This is a genomic window from Nonlabens antarcticus, from assembly GCF_015356755.1.
In the GTDB taxonomy this organism is placed as follows: Bacteria; Bacteroidota; Bacteroidia; order Flavobacteriales; family Flavobacteriaceae; genus Nonlabens; species Nonlabens antarcticus.
In genome coordinates this window covers 205259-220725 of sequence record NZ_JADFCO010000062.1, presented here as the reverse complement: position 1 = coordinate 220725, position 15467 = coordinate 205259, and the positions used below count along the sequence as shown (strand labels likewise).

The 15467-nt window shown below is 38.4% G+C and carries 14 protein-coding genes; 10 read left to right on the top strand and 4 right to left on the bottom strand.

Annotated elements, in window-relative coordinates:
* Positions 1-199: 199 nt before the first annotated feature.
* Entirely contained in the window at positions 200-2164 is a 1965-nt protein-coding gene (rpsA, locus tag IQ282_RS04265) for a 30S ribosomal protein S1 (RefSeq protein ID WP_194850666.1), read from the bottom strand.
* A gap of 325 nt (positions 2165-2489) precedes the next feature.
* On the opposite strand from rpsA, the gene IQ282_RS04260 reads away from it, so the two are divergent.
* Positions 2490-3257 carry an amino acid kinase family protein gene (locus tag IQ282_RS04260; protein ID WP_194850665.1) on the top strand — a complete coding sequence of 256 codons (768 nt, stop codon included), beginning with the start codon at positions 2490-2492 and terminating at the stop codon, positions 3255-3257.
* 529 nt (positions 3258-3786) lie between these two features.
* A complete protein-coding gene (locus tag IQ282_RS04255) occupies positions 3787-4251 on the top strand; it encodes a hypothetical protein (protein WP_194850664.1) in 465 nt (154 codons plus the stop codon).
* Here IQ282_RS04255 and cmk read toward each other — a convergent pair.
* Both cmk and porQ read right to left on the bottom strand, forming a co-directional pair.
* On the bottom strand, positions 4232-4921 hold the full coding sequence (gene cmk, locus IQ282_RS04250; protein ID WP_194850677.1) for a (d)CMP kinase: 690 nt from the start codon (positions 4919-4921) through the stop codon (positions 4232-4234). The genes IQ282_RS04255 and cmk overlap by 20 nt on opposite strands.
* Before the next feature lie 2 nt (positions 4922-4923).
* Positions 4924-5946, bottom strand: a complete 1023-nt coding sequence (gene porQ, locus IQ282_RS04245) for a type IX secretion system protein PorQ (RefSeq protein ID WP_194850663.1) — start codon at positions 5944-5946, stop codon at positions 4924-4926.
* Positions 5947-6127: 181 nt separating this feature from the next.
* Here porQ and IQ282_RS04240 point away from each other — a divergent pair, with 181 nt between their 5' ends.
* The 8 genes from IQ282_RS04240 to IQ282_RS04205 all read left to right on the top strand — a co-directional run bounded on the left by IQ282_RS04240 (position 6128) and on the right by IQ282_RS04205 (position 13642).
* Positions 6128-6544 carry a hypothetical protein gene (locus tag IQ282_RS04240; protein ID WP_194850662.1) on the top strand — a complete coding sequence of 139 codons (417 nt, stop codon included), beginning with the start codon at positions 6128-6130 and terminating at the stop codon, positions 6542-6544.
* Between the two features lie 342 nt (positions 6545-6886).
* Complete coding sequence (locus IQ282_RS04235) at positions 6887-7270, top strand: alkyl hydroperoxide reductase (RefSeq protein ID WP_194850661.1); 384 nt, start codon at positions 6887-6889, stop codon at positions 7268-7270.
* A gap of 511 nt (positions 7271-7781) precedes the next feature.
* Positions 7782-8645 carry a sigma-70 family RNA polymerase sigma factor gene (locus IQ282_RS04230; RefSeq protein WP_194850660.1) on the top strand — a complete coding sequence of 288 codons (864 nt, stop codon included), beginning with the start codon at positions 7782-7784 and terminating at the stop codon, positions 8643-8645.
* Between the two features lie 296 nt (positions 8646-8941).
* Positions 8942-9379, top strand: coding sequence for a S1 RNA-binding domain-containing protein (locus IQ282_RS04225; RefSeq protein WP_194850659.1), 438 nt, complete (start codon positions 8942-8944; stop codon positions 9377-9379).
* A 110-nt stretch (positions 9380-9489) separates the two neighbouring features.
* Positions 9490-10056: a hypothetical protein gene (locus tag IQ282_RS04220; protein WP_194850658.1), complete on the top strand. Its 567-nt coding sequence runs from the start codon at positions 9490-9492 to the stop codon at positions 10054-10056.
* Between the two features lie 356 nt (positions 10057-10412).
* A complete protein-coding gene (gene nhaA, locus IQ282_RS04215) occupies positions 10413-11780 on the top strand; it encodes a Na+/H+ antiporter NhaA (RefSeq protein ID WP_194850657.1) in 1368 nt (455 codons plus the stop codon).
* Between the two features lie 8 nt (positions 11781-11788).
* Positions 11789-12634 (top strand): formate/nitrite transporter family protein, encoded by an 846-nt coding sequence (locus tag IQ282_RS04210; protein WP_194850656.1) that lies wholly within the window; start codon positions 11789-11791, stop codon positions 12632-12634.
* 753 nt (positions 12635-13387) lie between these two features.
* A complete protein-coding gene (locus tag IQ282_RS04205; protein WP_194850655.1) occupies positions 13388-13642 on the top strand; it encodes a hypothetical protein in 255 nt (84 codons plus the stop codon).
* A 20-nt stretch (positions 13643-13662) separates the two neighbouring features.
* Here the strand turns inward: IQ282_RS04205 and IQ282_RS04200 are convergent, their stop codons facing one another.
* Positions 13663-15414 carry an ABC transporter ATP-binding protein gene (locus IQ282_RS04200; RefSeq protein WP_194850654.1) on the bottom strand — a complete coding sequence of 584 codons (1752 nt, stop codon included), beginning with the start codon at positions 15412-15414 and terminating at the stop codon, positions 13663-13665.
* Positions 15415-15467 lie beyond the last annotated feature (53 nt).

Sequence of the window (15467 nt, the reverse complement as noted above, 5' to 3'; positions counted from 1 at the left end):
TCAATCTCATCGACCACTTGAAGCTTGAAAGAAAGCGAGTAGTCTTTTTGGGTACGCTTCACGTAACCCCTGTTTATAGGTGTTTCCATTACACTAAGGTTTTTGTGTATCGCTATTTCAGGACGGGACAAAAATTTCAAAAAAAAATCCCTTGTCAAACAAATGACAAGGGATTCTTCATATCAATAAAAAGAAAAACTTATTCTTCTTCTTTGGCTGCTTTCTTAGACTTCTTGGCTGGCTCCTCTTTAACTGGTTTGCCTTCCATTCTTTCCTTCAATTGCTGTAGCTTAGTATTTGCGTCACCTAAAGTAGGCTTCTCAGCTGCTTGCTGCTGCTTAGCGGCTTGCTTAACAATCTTAGCTTCTTCTTCCTTATGGATTACCATGTGTGAACCAACAACGCGTTTAAATTCTTTGTTGAATTCGATGATTTCGATTTCAGCCTTCTCCCCTTTTCCTAGTTTGGATCCGTCTTCTTTCTCAAGGTGACGTGCCGGGATGAATACGGTGATATCGTCGTTGAATTTAACAACAGCGCCTTTATCTACCATTTCTGTAATCTCCACATTATGTTTCGTACCTAGACCAAATTCAGCCTCGTACTTATCCCATGGGTTATCAACTGTCTGCTTATGTCCTAGAGACAATTTGCGACCGTTAACATCAAGTTCAAGAACAACAACGTCAAGTTTATCACCTACCGCACAGAATTCTGATGGGTGCTTGATTTTCTTAGTCCAAGAAAGGTCAGAGATGTAGATCAATCCATCTACTCCTTCTTCCAATTCTACAAATACACCGAAATTTGTGAAGTTTCTCACGATACCATTATGATGGGAACCTACTGGGTACTTAGTAGTAATATCAGTCCATGGATCTTGAGTCAGTTGCTTCATACCTAGAGACATCTTGCGATCTTCTCTATCAACGGTAAGAACTTGAGCGTCGATAATATCTCCTACTTTTACAAAGTCACCAGCACTTCTTAAGTGCGTTGACCATGACATTTCAGATACGTGAACGAGTCCTTCAACTCCTTCTTCAACCTCTACAAATGCACCGTAATCTGCGATTACAACTACTTTACCTTTCACTTTATCACCTGGCTTGATCTTGTCAGATAGAGCTTCCCATGGGTGTGGCTCTAGTTGTTTAAGACCTAACTGGATACGTGACTTATCTTCATCAAAGTCAAGGATAACTACGTTAAGCGTCTGATCTAGTTCTACAACCTCGTTAGGATGGTTGATACGTGACCAGGAAAGGTCTGTAATGTGAACCAGTCCATCAACACCACCTAGATCAACAAACACACCGTAAGAAGTGATGTTTTTCACAACACCTTCCAGTACTTGTCCTTTCTCTAGACGAGAGATGATTTCTTTCTTCTGCTCTTCAATATCTGCCTCAATAAGTGCTTTGTGCGATACAACAACGTTCTTGAATTCATGGTTGATTTTCACCACCTTGAATTCCATTGTTTTATCTACGTATGCATCATAATCGCGAATAGGCTTCACATCGATCTGGGATCCTGGAAGGAACGCCTCGATACCGAATACATCTACGATCATACCACCTTTAGTACGACATTTTACATAACCGTTAACGATCTCACCTGTATCATGTGCGTTGTTAACACGTTCCCATGCCTTGATCAATCTAGCCTTACGGTGAGATAGAATCAATTGTCCGGTTGCGTCTTCACGTACATCAACAAGAACCTCTACTTTATCGCCTTCCTTAAGGTTGGGATTATAGCGGAATTCGTTAAGGGAAATAACACCTTCTGATTTTGCATTGATATCAATAATCGCATCACGATCAGTGATTTTAATTACAGTACCAGAGATCACATCAGTATCGATGGTATCTACAAAGTTTTCTGCAACTAGCTTTTCAAAAGATTTCAACTGCTCCTCATCTACCTTCTCAATACCTTCACTGTAACGTTCCCAGTCAAAAGTGTCAAGAAATTCTTGAGGATCTTGTGCTTTTTCTTCTTTTTTAGGAGCCTCGCCTTTAGGCTCGTCTTCTTTCTTTGTTTCCGTAGATTCAGCCTCTTCAAGAGGAGTTGCTGCTTCTACTTTTTCTGAAACCTGAGTTTTCTTAACACCATCTTGTGCTGCCTCAAGTTCTTGTTTTGTTTTTTCTTCAGCCATAATAGGTTGCTGATTTAATTTTGTATCCTAGTGTCTGTTGGAAACTTATAGAAACTTCTCTAGAAGATTATTATAAGATTTTGATTCCCAAGCGGTTTCCTTATTCTCGCTTTGGGCTTGCAAAAGTACGAATATTTTTAATTTCTTCCTATATAAGTATGTCGTTAGAGTAATGGAAATAATTTCGCTTTCGCGTAAGCGGGATCCTTCTAAAAATAACTTCTATTTTAATGCTTTTTGAAGTCACATACAGTTATTGCATTTACAGATTTAGCCGATACCCTCAAGAAGGATAGATCTTCAAATCATTTCCTACTTTCACGTTATGAAATTGACTTTGATACTACTGCTCATCGCTTTTGGGTGTTATATTGGATATAGAATTGCACTACAGATGGCGCATAAAAAGGATCCTAATGACAAACCCGGCTGTGTACTAATAGGATACGTAACGCTGGTATACCTGTGCATGTGCTCCTTATCTTTTCCTTTCATAGGAATTACTGTTGCTGGTTTGTACGCCACTGTCGCGCACGATCGTTTTGAAGCCACCGTCACCCAAGTCAGGCAATACGAGAGTGAGGATGATGAGGGAAATTACCATACTATGTACTCTCCTACTGTGATTTTTACAAATAGTAGTGGAGCCATCATAGAACGGGAACTTAACATAAGTTCTGGTGATCCTTATTATGTAGGAGAAAAACATCCCATCACTTATGATGTTGACAGTGACAAGGTGAGTTCTAGGTCAATGGCGAGCGTTCTACTTTTAACCGGCGGTCTTATCATGTCGCTCCTACTTTTGGGCTACGTTATCATTGGGTTTGCATATGCCTATACTATTCCCATAGAAATTACTGGTATGGACTACACTGTGATTATTTTTCTCTACATTATTATGCCCCTGGGAATGATAGGTATGAATGTAGGACTGATCTATTATATGGTCCAGCGCATTTTTTATGATTACAAATCTGACCATCCGGTGTGGGTGCTTTTTCTAGTAGGTTTCTTTATTCTGGTGTTGACACTGGCTAGTGTAGGTATTGTAAAATTGATGTGGAAAAAGAAGAAAACTAAGAATTTGTAATTTTAAATTCGGTTCGCTTTCGCGAAAGCAGAATACCTAGAAATTTTAATGCTAAAATAAAAACAGAAAATCGTACAAAGCCAAAACCGGTAAAGTACACGTCATGAATTTCCTAAAAATCAAAATGTATTCTTTTATAAATTACCTGGAAGTATTAAAAAATATTGTTTGAGAGATATTTTAGAAAGCCAAGAATTCTGAAATAATCGCAATTTGTATTCCTTTCAACATTATTTCCTGAAGGCAATCATGCGGTAAAGAATCAGTGATATTGTCCTATGATTATATTTTTTTACTAAAAGCACATCCCACTCGATCAAATGTGTATCTGCATAAATCTCAACTGGCTAGCATGCTTTCTAAATGAATTCTCCATCCATTCCAAAACTATACGAGATCTATGAAAAAAAGGAAACCAATTTAAAATAATTGATATATTGTTTTATGACTTGATAGCCGAACTTTGTGGCAAGATTTCTGTTATTAAATGGATTGAAAATTATCTAAACCAAATCAAAACGCTAAGCCATTGAAAAATTACGTATTCGCCATCATAGGACTCTTGATATTAAGCAGCTGTAATGAGAAGCCAGTAGTCATTGAGGATCCCAGAAACAATCCAGAGCAATTCAAAAAAGTAGACACTCTTTCAAAAGAGTTGCAAGTACTAAAACAAGACTCTTATTTAAACGATCTTGATATCAATGCCGGTATGGAAATTACCTCAAACCTTATCAATATGTTCTACCGCTCAGAAACGGACACTACAAACAATTACTACGACTACATTGTCGATCAAAGCCTGAATGGGAAAAGCACTGCAAATAAAGGCATAAGTTATCTGCATTTAATACGGGAAAATGATTCCCTACATTATGAAATCTTGAAGAATGACCGCACTGCTCTAAGATTTAAATTTTTAAGAGATAGCACAATTCATGAATATTTTCCTGAAAACAAACCAGGTACACCACCTACTGTAATTCCTGATTAGCCCAATGCAATAAGGTATCAAATTGCTGTTTGCGATCCATGTAACTTGTATCCAGCAATAGAGCATCATCTGCCTGAATAAGTGGACTGTCTTCTCGGGTAGAATCAATTCTATCTCGCTCAATAACGTTTTCTAGGACATCTGCATAATCTACTATTTGACCGCTATTGGTCAACTCCTCAAACCTACGTTTTGCTCTTACATCTGCTGCTGCCGTCATAAAAACTTTAAGTTCTGCATCTGGAAAAACGACGGTTCCTATATCGCGACCATCCATGACCACACCTTTGGCAGCGCCCATTTTTTGTTGTTGCTCCACAAGTTTAGCACGTACGGCACTATTTGAAGCAACAATACTCACGACATTGCTCACTTCCAGCGTGCGGATTTCTGACTCAATATTTTTACCATTTAAGCAAACTTCATTATTTCCGGTTTCTGGATTGCGTTCAAAAGTGATGGCAATATCTTTCAAACGACGTTCTAAAACCGACTGATCCAGTTGACCTTGATTGATTAGATTTTCGCTTAAAGCGAAAAAAGAAACAGCTCTATACATAGCACCAGTATCAACATAAAGATAGCCTAGCTCATGTGCGAGTTGTTTTGCAGCTGTGCTTTTACCGGTACTGGAATGGCCATCAATAGCGATGGTGATTAGAGATTGCATCATTATTGCAAGTTAATATTTACCCCTATAAAACTGGTGTTTGATGCCAGACTATATCGAGCATGGCTGTAACTGAATCGCATCTTATTGATTTTTAGGGAAAAGCCGGCACTCAATCCAGAAAATGCTCTCGTATCCTGAATGCGCAATTCTTCAGCCCGACGAAAGCTGTAACCTAATCGCAATTCAAAAACGCTTTCTGGGAACAATTCTAATCCTATAACTGTATGCCTTAGGGCATTGTTGAAAAATCCTGGATCGTCATTAACTACATTTCCGTCCAGATCCCGTTGTGCATTTGCATCGTTAGAGAAAGCTATATTCCATTTCTGTAGGTTTTCCAGCGTCACGTGTAAACGCACAGGCAAAGTACGCATGGTGTTTGAAAAGCCTAAAGCCACTTCTAAAGGAAGACTCTCATAAATCTCATCATAGGCGGTAAACTGGGTACCAATATTACGCACTACTAAAGCACCACGTATGGCTTTCTCCTCATCATAGTACAATAGTCCAAAGTCTAGCGCACCACCAATAGAGGTGAAATTCTCCAATTTAGAACTGATCAGTTTCACATTGGCTCCGACATAAAAATCAGACCACGGAATATTGTAAGCGTAACCCGCAGAAACGGCAACCTCATTACCACCAAATTCACCGGTAGAAATCCCTTGCTCATCATAACCATCAAAAGTTCCATAATCCAGATAAGTCACCCCTATATGGAAAGTTTGCTTACGACGGTCCCAGGTGTAGGCATAACTGGCCGTTCCATAATTAACATCACCTAGATAATTAACATAATTCACTTGAAGCTGATTGTCCATTTTAGGATTGATGGTCGCCGGGTTGTAAAGTGCCGTTGTAGGGTCATAATCAACAGCAGTAAGTACCCGACCACCTAGTGCAGCCTGCTTAGTTCCAGAAACAAGATTCAAAAATTGATACGTATTTTCACCTCCTATCTGCGCCTCATGCTGAAGCGGAAATAAATAGAAAATACATAGAACTATTAGACTAAAACGCATCAAAGGGCTTGTGGATTGCACTTACTTAACGACTGCAAGTTTAATTTATTTTTAATGGCCAATAAACGTGTATTCATTATTTCTTGAATAAGCCAGCTGTAAAAATTGAAAGCTAGCAAAAGACAATACGTCAAAGTGAATCAATCCGAGTAATTTTAACCATAGTACAACCTATCTACACATGACTTTTACCATTTGGGAAATCTTAAAATTATCGGTTGATGTAGGTTTGCTCGTCCTTATATGGATGGTGCAACTCTTAATCTATCCCAGTTTCTGTCATTTTGGAGCCGCTGGATTTCAGAAATGGCATGCTATCCACATGAGAAACATCACCTTTATTGTACTGCCATTGATGCTTGGGCAATTGGTTTTGTCGGGCTACCTCCTATTCTACGTTCAAGAATTTACGCTCGTGAGGATTTTAGATTTTATCTTAGTCGGCTCGATGTGGTTGTCCACTGCCTTATTTTATAAACCTCTTCATGAACGATTGATACAGGAACCTCAAAATGTGCATTTGTGTCACAGGTTGGAGAAAACAAACTGGTGGCGTGTAGCGGTGTGGACGTTAATTGTTTTATTGCATTTAATTTAAAAGAATTTAGCTGTGTTCTGTGGGAGATTTGAAACCTCATTGCCTTCGGTATTTCTTCTCTGGAAAACCAAAAATTTTGGCGGTTTTTGATTTGTAGCTTAGAGAACAATTACTTATTCCCAATCGTATTTCTTTAAAACTAGGAATTAGATTAATAAGAAAAGAAATAGAGTGTTTACTAAACTAAGAAATTGAAAAAAACCTCTCCAACCAGTCTGTCAAAATATCAAATACGAATCATAAAATTTAGATTGTAAACTATAATCCATCATCTCGACTTTCATCTTGTCAACATAAAATGCAATGATTCTATCGTTGCATTTCTAATTAAATTCAAAGCTCATGAAATTAACTCTTAAACTTGCCGCCATTTACAATGTTCTATGGGGAGCATGGGTCGTGCTGTTCCCACAAATGTTTTGGGAATTGGTAGGTATGGAGCCTTTAAATCAGCCTATGGTCTGGCAAGGAATGGGAATGGTGATAGGCGTTTACGGTTTGGGCTATTGGTGGGCGAGTTATGATCCTATGCGACACTGGCCTATTGTAGCCGTGGGTATGTTAGGAAAGATCTTTGGGCCTTTAGGGTTTGTTTTCAATTATGCGCAGGGTAAAGTACCATTTGAATTTATCTACACGCTAATCACTAATGATTTCATCTGGTGGATTCCTTTTTTCTTGATTTTAAAGAAAGTGCATACAGAATATAAATGGAGGCTGACTTAGATTTTATCTAGGTTTAAGTTTAAAATATTGGACCAAAATCTTACGAGGGCGCTGTCCTTATTGACGTTTCTATATTCTTTTGCGGCCGTATTAAAGAAATAACTGACCTTGAAACCATCCTTCATGAGAAATGCGCCGTGACATTTTCGTCTGACAGCTTACAATGATTAGTGTAACTAAATAATTTTCACACTTTCATTATGGAGCTGCGTCTAAGACTTTTTGAACTATTTAAACTTAACCATTGAGTGATGTACGAGATTTAATTTAAGACTGCGATATCGTAATAGTACTATGGTTTAAAAGGAAATACGCTTTCGCGAAAGCGTAAAAATCTATCTACTGTGTAACAGATAATACGTCAGTGCGACTAATAAAATAGTTGTGAAAGTCGCGCTGTGCCTAGTCTGAATTAGTGTCAGACAAAGCTGTTATGGTACGATTATTGCTACTATTATGTCTGGGTTTCAAAAGCTGAAACCCGCCTTAATTACTTAATCTTTTTATTTTAATGAGACAACTCAAAATCACCAAGCAGGTTACCAACCGTGAGTCTAAATCCCTGGACAAGTACCTACAAGACATCTCTAAGATCGACCTGATCACTGCAGAGGAAGAAGTGGAACTTGCACAGCGTATTAAAAAAGGTGATCAAGGGGCTCTTGAGAGACTGACGACCGCAAACTTACGTTTTGTGGTTTCTGTTGCAAAACAGTACCAGAATCAAGGTCTGAAATTACCCGATCTTATTAATGAAGGAAATGCCGGTCTCGTAAAGGCTGCCAAAAGGTTTGATGAAACTCGTGGGTTCAAATTCATATCGTACGCGGTATGGTGGATACGCCAGTCGATCTTACAGGCACTTGCAGAGCAGTCACGTATCGTGCGACTTCCATTGAACAAAATCGGTTCGATTAACAAAATCAACAAGGCTTTTTCCCACCTCGAGCAATTGCACGAGCGTCCACCATCTCCTGAAGAACTAGCGACTGAGCTAGATATGACGGTAAGTGACGTGAAACAATCGCTTAAAAATGCCGGGCGTCACGTATCGATGGATGCGCCGCTTAAAGAAGGTGAGACTTCTAACCTGTACGACGTTGTTCGTAGTGGTGAGTCACCTAATCCTGACAGAGAATTATTGCATGAATCTCTTACCTTAGAAATCACTCGTGCACTGGAAACTCTTTCTCAAAAGGAAGCAGATGTTATTTCGCTATACTTCGGTATCGGGAATCAGCAGCCTATGAGTCTGGAAGAAATAGGTGAAACTTTTGACTTGACTCGTGAGCGCGTGCGTCAGATCAAGGAAAAAGGAATCAAGAGATTGCGCCAGAACAGCCGCAGTAAAATCTTGAAGTCTTATCTAGGATAAGCTATTTTATTATTTTATACACACTGAAGCGCCCTCACAGGCGCTTTTTTATTGGGGGTTGTTTTGGTGGATTTACGCTTTCGCGGTATCAAAATAAAAAAATTTATGTTACACTTGAGGTGGTATTAAATAGGAAATAGTTTCAATGCACCTATTTTTCTCGCCAGCTGTCACGTTGAATTCATTTCAGCATGACAAACTTCTAGTTATGGGAAGAAGTTGCTGAAATAAATTCAGCATACCTTTCCCGCATTGTACCTTTGTAACTACAATAATAGAATTTAATATTTACCGTAATGGATTTACAAATAGGAGATAAAGTAAACCTCATCATTGAAAAAGAAACACCCTTAGGATATACCGTTCTCATCAACAACGAGTTTGAAGGCCTACTCTATCACGATGATGTGTATCAAGAGATGGCGGTAGATATGGAAGGTATTGGTTTTATTAAAAAAATACGCGAAGATGGTTTAATAGACGTTTCTCTTAGACCTCAAGGTTTTTTAAATGTAATCGATACAGATGTAGAAACAGTTTTAGCACTGCTGAATGAAAGTCCAAATGGTTATTTATTATTGACCGATAAAAGCACACCTGAAACAATACGCCATCATTTGAATATGAGTAAAAAATCCTATAAAAAAGCACTAGGAATTCTTTACAAGCAAAAGGTAATTACCATTACTGAAGATAAAGTTGAATTGGTTAATAAAAATAATTTCGATCTATAGACTCTGTGGAGGATTAGTTTGACAAGTCTGCGCATAGCGATTTAAATTTCAGGAAGGGTAACCTTTCATTTAATTCGGTAAGTTTAAACATCCTGAAAAAAAAAATATTTATGAAGTCGATAATCCTGTTATTTATTTTTTTACCTATTTGTGTAGTGGCACAGGAGCAAACCAGTTCAGAAAAGTTCTGGGCACAGCTGGAAACACACTGTGGTGATGCTTTTGAAGGTGAAATTATTACAGGAGGCGTTGAAGGTGATGGGTTTACAGGTAAAAAGCTAATTATGCATGTACGCTCTTGTGAAGAGAATACCCTGCGCATTCCTTTTTTTGTAGGGGAAAATAGATCACGTACCTGGGTTCTTACCATGAATCATGACAAAATCATAAGTCTTAAACACGATCACCGTCATGAAAATGGTACGGAAGAAACACTTACTCAATATGGTGGTACAAGTGCCAATGTAGGTCTAGCTACTTTGCAAATGTTTCCAGCAGACGCACACACAGCTAAAATTTTACCTGCTGCTTCTACTAATGTATGGTGGTTTACCATCAATGATACAAACTTAACCTACAACCTGCGCAGGATAGGTTCTGATCGCTTGTTTACAGTACGTTTTGATCTAACTAAAACAGTATCAACTCCAGAAGCTCCTTGGGGAGCTGTAGATTAATTCTCTTTCTACTTAGAATACGTTTTAGATCTAAACCCAGCCTACTAGCAGGGTTTTGCTTTGAAGTGAAATTTATGCATTAACCCTCTATTAATGCCATAAACCCGAATATCGCCACCGGTAAGAATACGAACGGCATCATCCACGAATTGATACGTAGGAGTAACACCAGTGATGTTACAGCTGATAGTCGCAGTTTATGTAAAATCGACAAATAATTAACCTATGTTTTAAGGTGTTATTAGATGCTTAAAAAGTGGTTGAGAAATCTCCTTTCAACCTAAAGACTAAATTAAATGCGTTATTTCAATGTGTTTTTAGCGACTTTTCTATATTACAGTCACTATTACTATTTCATGCATAAGATTACAGCCTACTTTAAAACGTTTTTTCAAAAGGATTCTTCTACAGGAATCCTGCTCATAGCGGCCACTGTAGCCGCTTTGATTGTTGCTAACTCACCCTTTCGGCAAAATTACCATGATTTCATGGAATTGAAATTTACAGTAGGATTTACAGATTTAAACATTTCAAAATCTTTACATCATTGGGTGAACGATGGATTGATGGCCTTTTTTTTCTTATTAGTAGGTCTGGAAATTAAAGGAGAATTAAAATTTGGTAAACTTAACTCCTTCAACTCGGCAGTATTTCCAGTGGTTGCCGCAGTATCTGGTGCTGCGCTCCCTGCTTTAATATTTTGGATTTTTAATCAGAATACAGAATACATCGATGGATGGGCTATACCTATGGCAACCGATATCGCTTTTGTTATAGGTATTCTAGCCATGATAGGATCACGTGTTCCTTCTTGGGTAAAAGTATTTGTAACGACTATTGCTGTAGTTGACGACCTCATAGCAATACTTATTATCGCTTTGTTTTATACAGAACAAATCAACTGGACACCACTGGGTATTGCAGCTTTATGTGCCATAGCACTTGGAGTGCTCAATTATCGCAAAGTAAACAGCCTCACTCCGTATCTATGTATCGGTTTTTTTCTATGGTGGGCCATTCTAGCTTCTGGTATACATGCCACTATAGCTGGTGTCATTGTAGCCTTTACTATTCCACTGAACCGCAAATGGAATTTAGAACAGATTCAGGGTTTTGCAACAGAAGGTTTTAACCAATTTAAAAAAGCTAAAGACCGTACGCTTTCTAATACCACGCAACAAGCCCACTATTATCTTGAAAATACGCAACGCGATATGGAGTCTCCATTGAGACGTCTGGAACGAAAGTTACACGATCCAGTATACTTTTTTATCATGCCTTTATTTGCATTTGTAAATGCTGGTATTTTTATGGATTTGGAAATTTTGAGTCAGGCCTTTCAAACCACCGTCACATGGGGCGTTATTTTAGGATTATTACTGGGTAAACCTATAGGAATTATGTTAGCCATCTGGATTTTATTAAAGGTTTTCTATAGAGATATACCCACTTCTCCAACAATATGGAAGGTACTACTCGGAATTGCCTTGCTATGTGGTATAGGGTTTACGATGTCTTTATTCATCGCTAATTTATCCTTCAATGACGATGTTCTTCTTCAAGATGCTAAAATGGGTATTTTAACAGCCTCTCTAGTTAGTGGTTTCTTAGGATATTACATTCTTTATCAAAGTACAAGGAAACAAAAAGATCTCCAAAAAGGTACGTTAGGCTTTGGAGACGAGACCCAGGATGATAGTAATGAAAGTGAGGAAAAGCAATAGACGACTTTATGAAACCTAAAAATACGGATCAAGAAAAATACCAGAAGGATTTAGAACAAGAATCTAATGAAATTGATGGCATTAATGAATATCGCGATATCCTAAGTCGTGTTATTCATGAAGGTGAGGTTATTTTCAAAATAAAAAATAAAGCAATAATATTAAGCGCCATTGTTGCAGGAATGGAAATAGGAATCAGCTATTTACTCATATCCATACTTTACTATTCCTTAGCAGGATCAATGGAAGAGAGCTCTGTTTTTCAACTTTTTGGTCTTGTATATCCTGTAGGGTTTATTCTTGTCATTTTAGGAAAGTCGGCGCTTTTTACAGAACAGACTTCAGTTTTGACATTACCCGTATTAAATGGTCAGCGCAGCATTTGGGAATTATTGCGTATTTGGGGATTGGTCATATTGGGGAACGTCGTTGGCGGTATTATTTTTACCCTATTCATAGGCATACTGGCACCGCAATTAAATTTGTTCACTCATGAAACCATGGCTTCTATAGGGAATCATGTCGTAGATCACGATGCATGGGTTCTTTTTTTAAGCGCTATAGTGGCTGGCTGGTTAATGGGTTTATTGAATTGGTTGTTAAATAGCACTATGAGTTCATTCTCCCGCATTTTTCTAATTTTTATGATTACCGGCGTTATCGGTTTTGGAGGGTTTCATCACAGTATTGTTGGAAATGTTGAAGTGTTTGGCGGATTTCTTTATTCAGATACCATAACCGTTACAGACTATTTATGGTTCTTGTTTTTGGCCTTAATAGGCAACAGTATTGGTGGTGCCATTGTAGTTGGGCTTTTTAAGTATCGTGTATTTCAATCTAACTACAACGAATAAAATAGCTTTGTATCAATGTTCCTTAGGTGCAAGAAGTAACTATTTTATTTTAATGATATTTAGGTGTGAATAGAGGTTTGTTGAATTAGAGGTTAGTCCAGCCCAACTATTCTTATATCGGTGGGTAATCAAAAAGCACATCGTATTAACTATTAAGTGAACAAAGGAATTTCGAAAAATAAATACCAATAATTTGTAAATCAAATTTATAACATAGCTATGAGTGAATCAAAATGTAAAAAATGTAATTCAGTTAAGATTATAGAGAATACCAGAATCACCGATTTTAGTCATGGTAATATTGAGAAGAATCTATCTGTCTATATTCAAAAGACCGATTGAATCCTGTTTAACAAGCAAGAGCAAGGTGAATTAATAGCTCAAATTTGCGGAGACTGTGGTAATGTAGAATTTACTATCAGTAATGCTGCCGCTCTTTGGGAAGCCTATGTAAAATCAAAAGATTCTTAGGGCTAACTTACAGCTCAGTAAAAGATAAAGCGAGGTTTAATTGATAAAAAGGTTTCACTGTCACTACGAAATTGAATTTCTTTGTGATTACATTTTAGGTGATATCCAGAAGCCTGATTCAATGCATAATATAAGACCGTAAAGCTAAAAAGAGATGGATTTAAGTAATTCACTAATAAGTGGCTTTATACTCAAATACAAGCTTACTTTTTTTGAGGAATTTTTAGAAATACTATAAAAGTACTCTCATGGCTTTTACTTAAACCTAAATAGGATCAAATCATGAAAAAGAATAAGTACACGAGAAAACAATTAAAAAAACGCTACTGGATGTTTGGAGGTTTAGGAACTGGAATATTGGGTTTCGGATTTTCTGCTTTAGTGGAGAGCGGTTTTTTGAAACACAGCGATGTTCAATCATGGCAATGGGTTGCCGCTGGCACGATATCATTAGTCCTAATTATGACAGGTATTAATTTTTTGTTTGAATCTTTTGCTTGCAAACTAGCATTGAGCAACTCTAATCATTCGGAATAAAGTGACATTATGCAATAGCCCTATATCCTACTTTCATAAGTATATAATTCATAATATCTCCCTTCCACCGCAATCAACTCGTCATGAGTCCCGCGCTCCACAATCCTTCCATCTTCTATCACAAGAATCTGATCTGCTTTTTTAATGGTGCTCAATCTATGGGCAATGACGATGGTGGTTCTGTCTTTAACCAATTCTGACAAGGATTTCTGAATCAAGCCTTCACTTTCGGTATCAAGATTGGAAGTAGCTTCATCGAGAATGATAATTTTGGGATCTGCGAGTATAGCTCGGGCGATAGCAATACGCTGGCGCTGACCTCCTGATAATTTGACACCACGTTCTCCTATCAAAGTATCAAGACCATCTTCAAACCGGTCTGTAAATTCATTCACATAACCTGCGTTTACCGCAGCGAGCAAACGCTCCTCACTGGCATCTGGTCTAGGAAACAAAATGTTTTCCCTAATGGTTCCCTCAAAGAGAAATTCGTCTTGGAGAACGACGCCTAAATGTTTTCTGAAACTAGCCAACTTAATTTTAGACATATCTTGTCCATCAATAGAAACCATTCCATCGGTAGGGTTTAAAAAAGTAGCGGAAAGTCCTGCAATGGTGGATTTACCGGATCCAGAACTACCCACCAAAGCTACGGTTTTTCCAGCGCTAACCTCAAAAGAGATGTCATGAATCACCTCTTTGCCTTTCTCATAAGAAAAGGATACGTTATCAAATTTCAGATTACCTTTAAAGTTGTCCAGTTCAATGGTGCGTTCGCCCATCTCGTCTTCTGGCGTTAGATTCATCAATTCTTCCGTGCGGTCCAGTCCTGCGAGCGCTTCTGTGAGTTGGCTTCCTATGTTTGACATCTGCACGATAGGTGCGATCATAAAACCTAGCAGGATTGTAAAGAACAAAAATTCCCCTACCGTCATGGTACCTTCCATCATAAAGTAACCACCTATTCCCATAATTCCAACCGAAGCCAGACCCAGCAAAAACGTAGAACTACTGGTTACCACAGCCGTCGCGGTTAGACTCTTTTTCACATTGAGATAGAGCTTATCCACCCCTTCTTCAAATATTTTATTTTCTTGCGCCTCTGCACCGAAGCCTTTTATAACCCGCACGCCAGAAAGCGTCTCAGTCAATCTACCGGTGACGTCTGCACTTATTTTTCCGCGGTTTCTGAAAATCGGTCGAATGTACTTGAAGGCTTTCAGCGCTACAAATCCAAAAATCGCTACCGGCAAGAATACAAATAGCGTCATCCACGCATTGATACGTATAAGCAACACCAGCGATATTACTGCGGTAATCGTTCCTCCCACCAGTTGAACAAGTCCAGTTCCTATTAGGTTGCGCACTCCTTCCACATCATTCATAATGCGGGAAACTAGTGCTCCAGATTTTGTATTGTCAAAAAAACTAATGGGAAGGGAAAGCACTTTTTTCTGTACCTGCACCCGCAGTTCTGAAATCAAATATTGTGCCTGCACACTTAAAATAATCGTCAATAGATAGGAAGTTACCGCCTGTACCAGCAGGGCAAAGCCTACCAGCCATAGCAAATCGTAGAGAGCGGGAAAATCCTTGTTGGGGATGATGTCATCAATCAGCGCTTTAGACTTCCACGGCAAGATCAAACTCGCCAGACGTCCTATAACAATGAGGATCAGACCTATAAAAACCAACTTACGCCTTGGCCAGATGATCGTTTTAAAGGCTGATAGCATGGTCACTTTAGATGTTGCACTCGTGTCGTCCCTCATAGCTTGTAAAGATAGCGCGTGTGGGTGGTTCGCTTTCGCGAAAGCGAAAACAA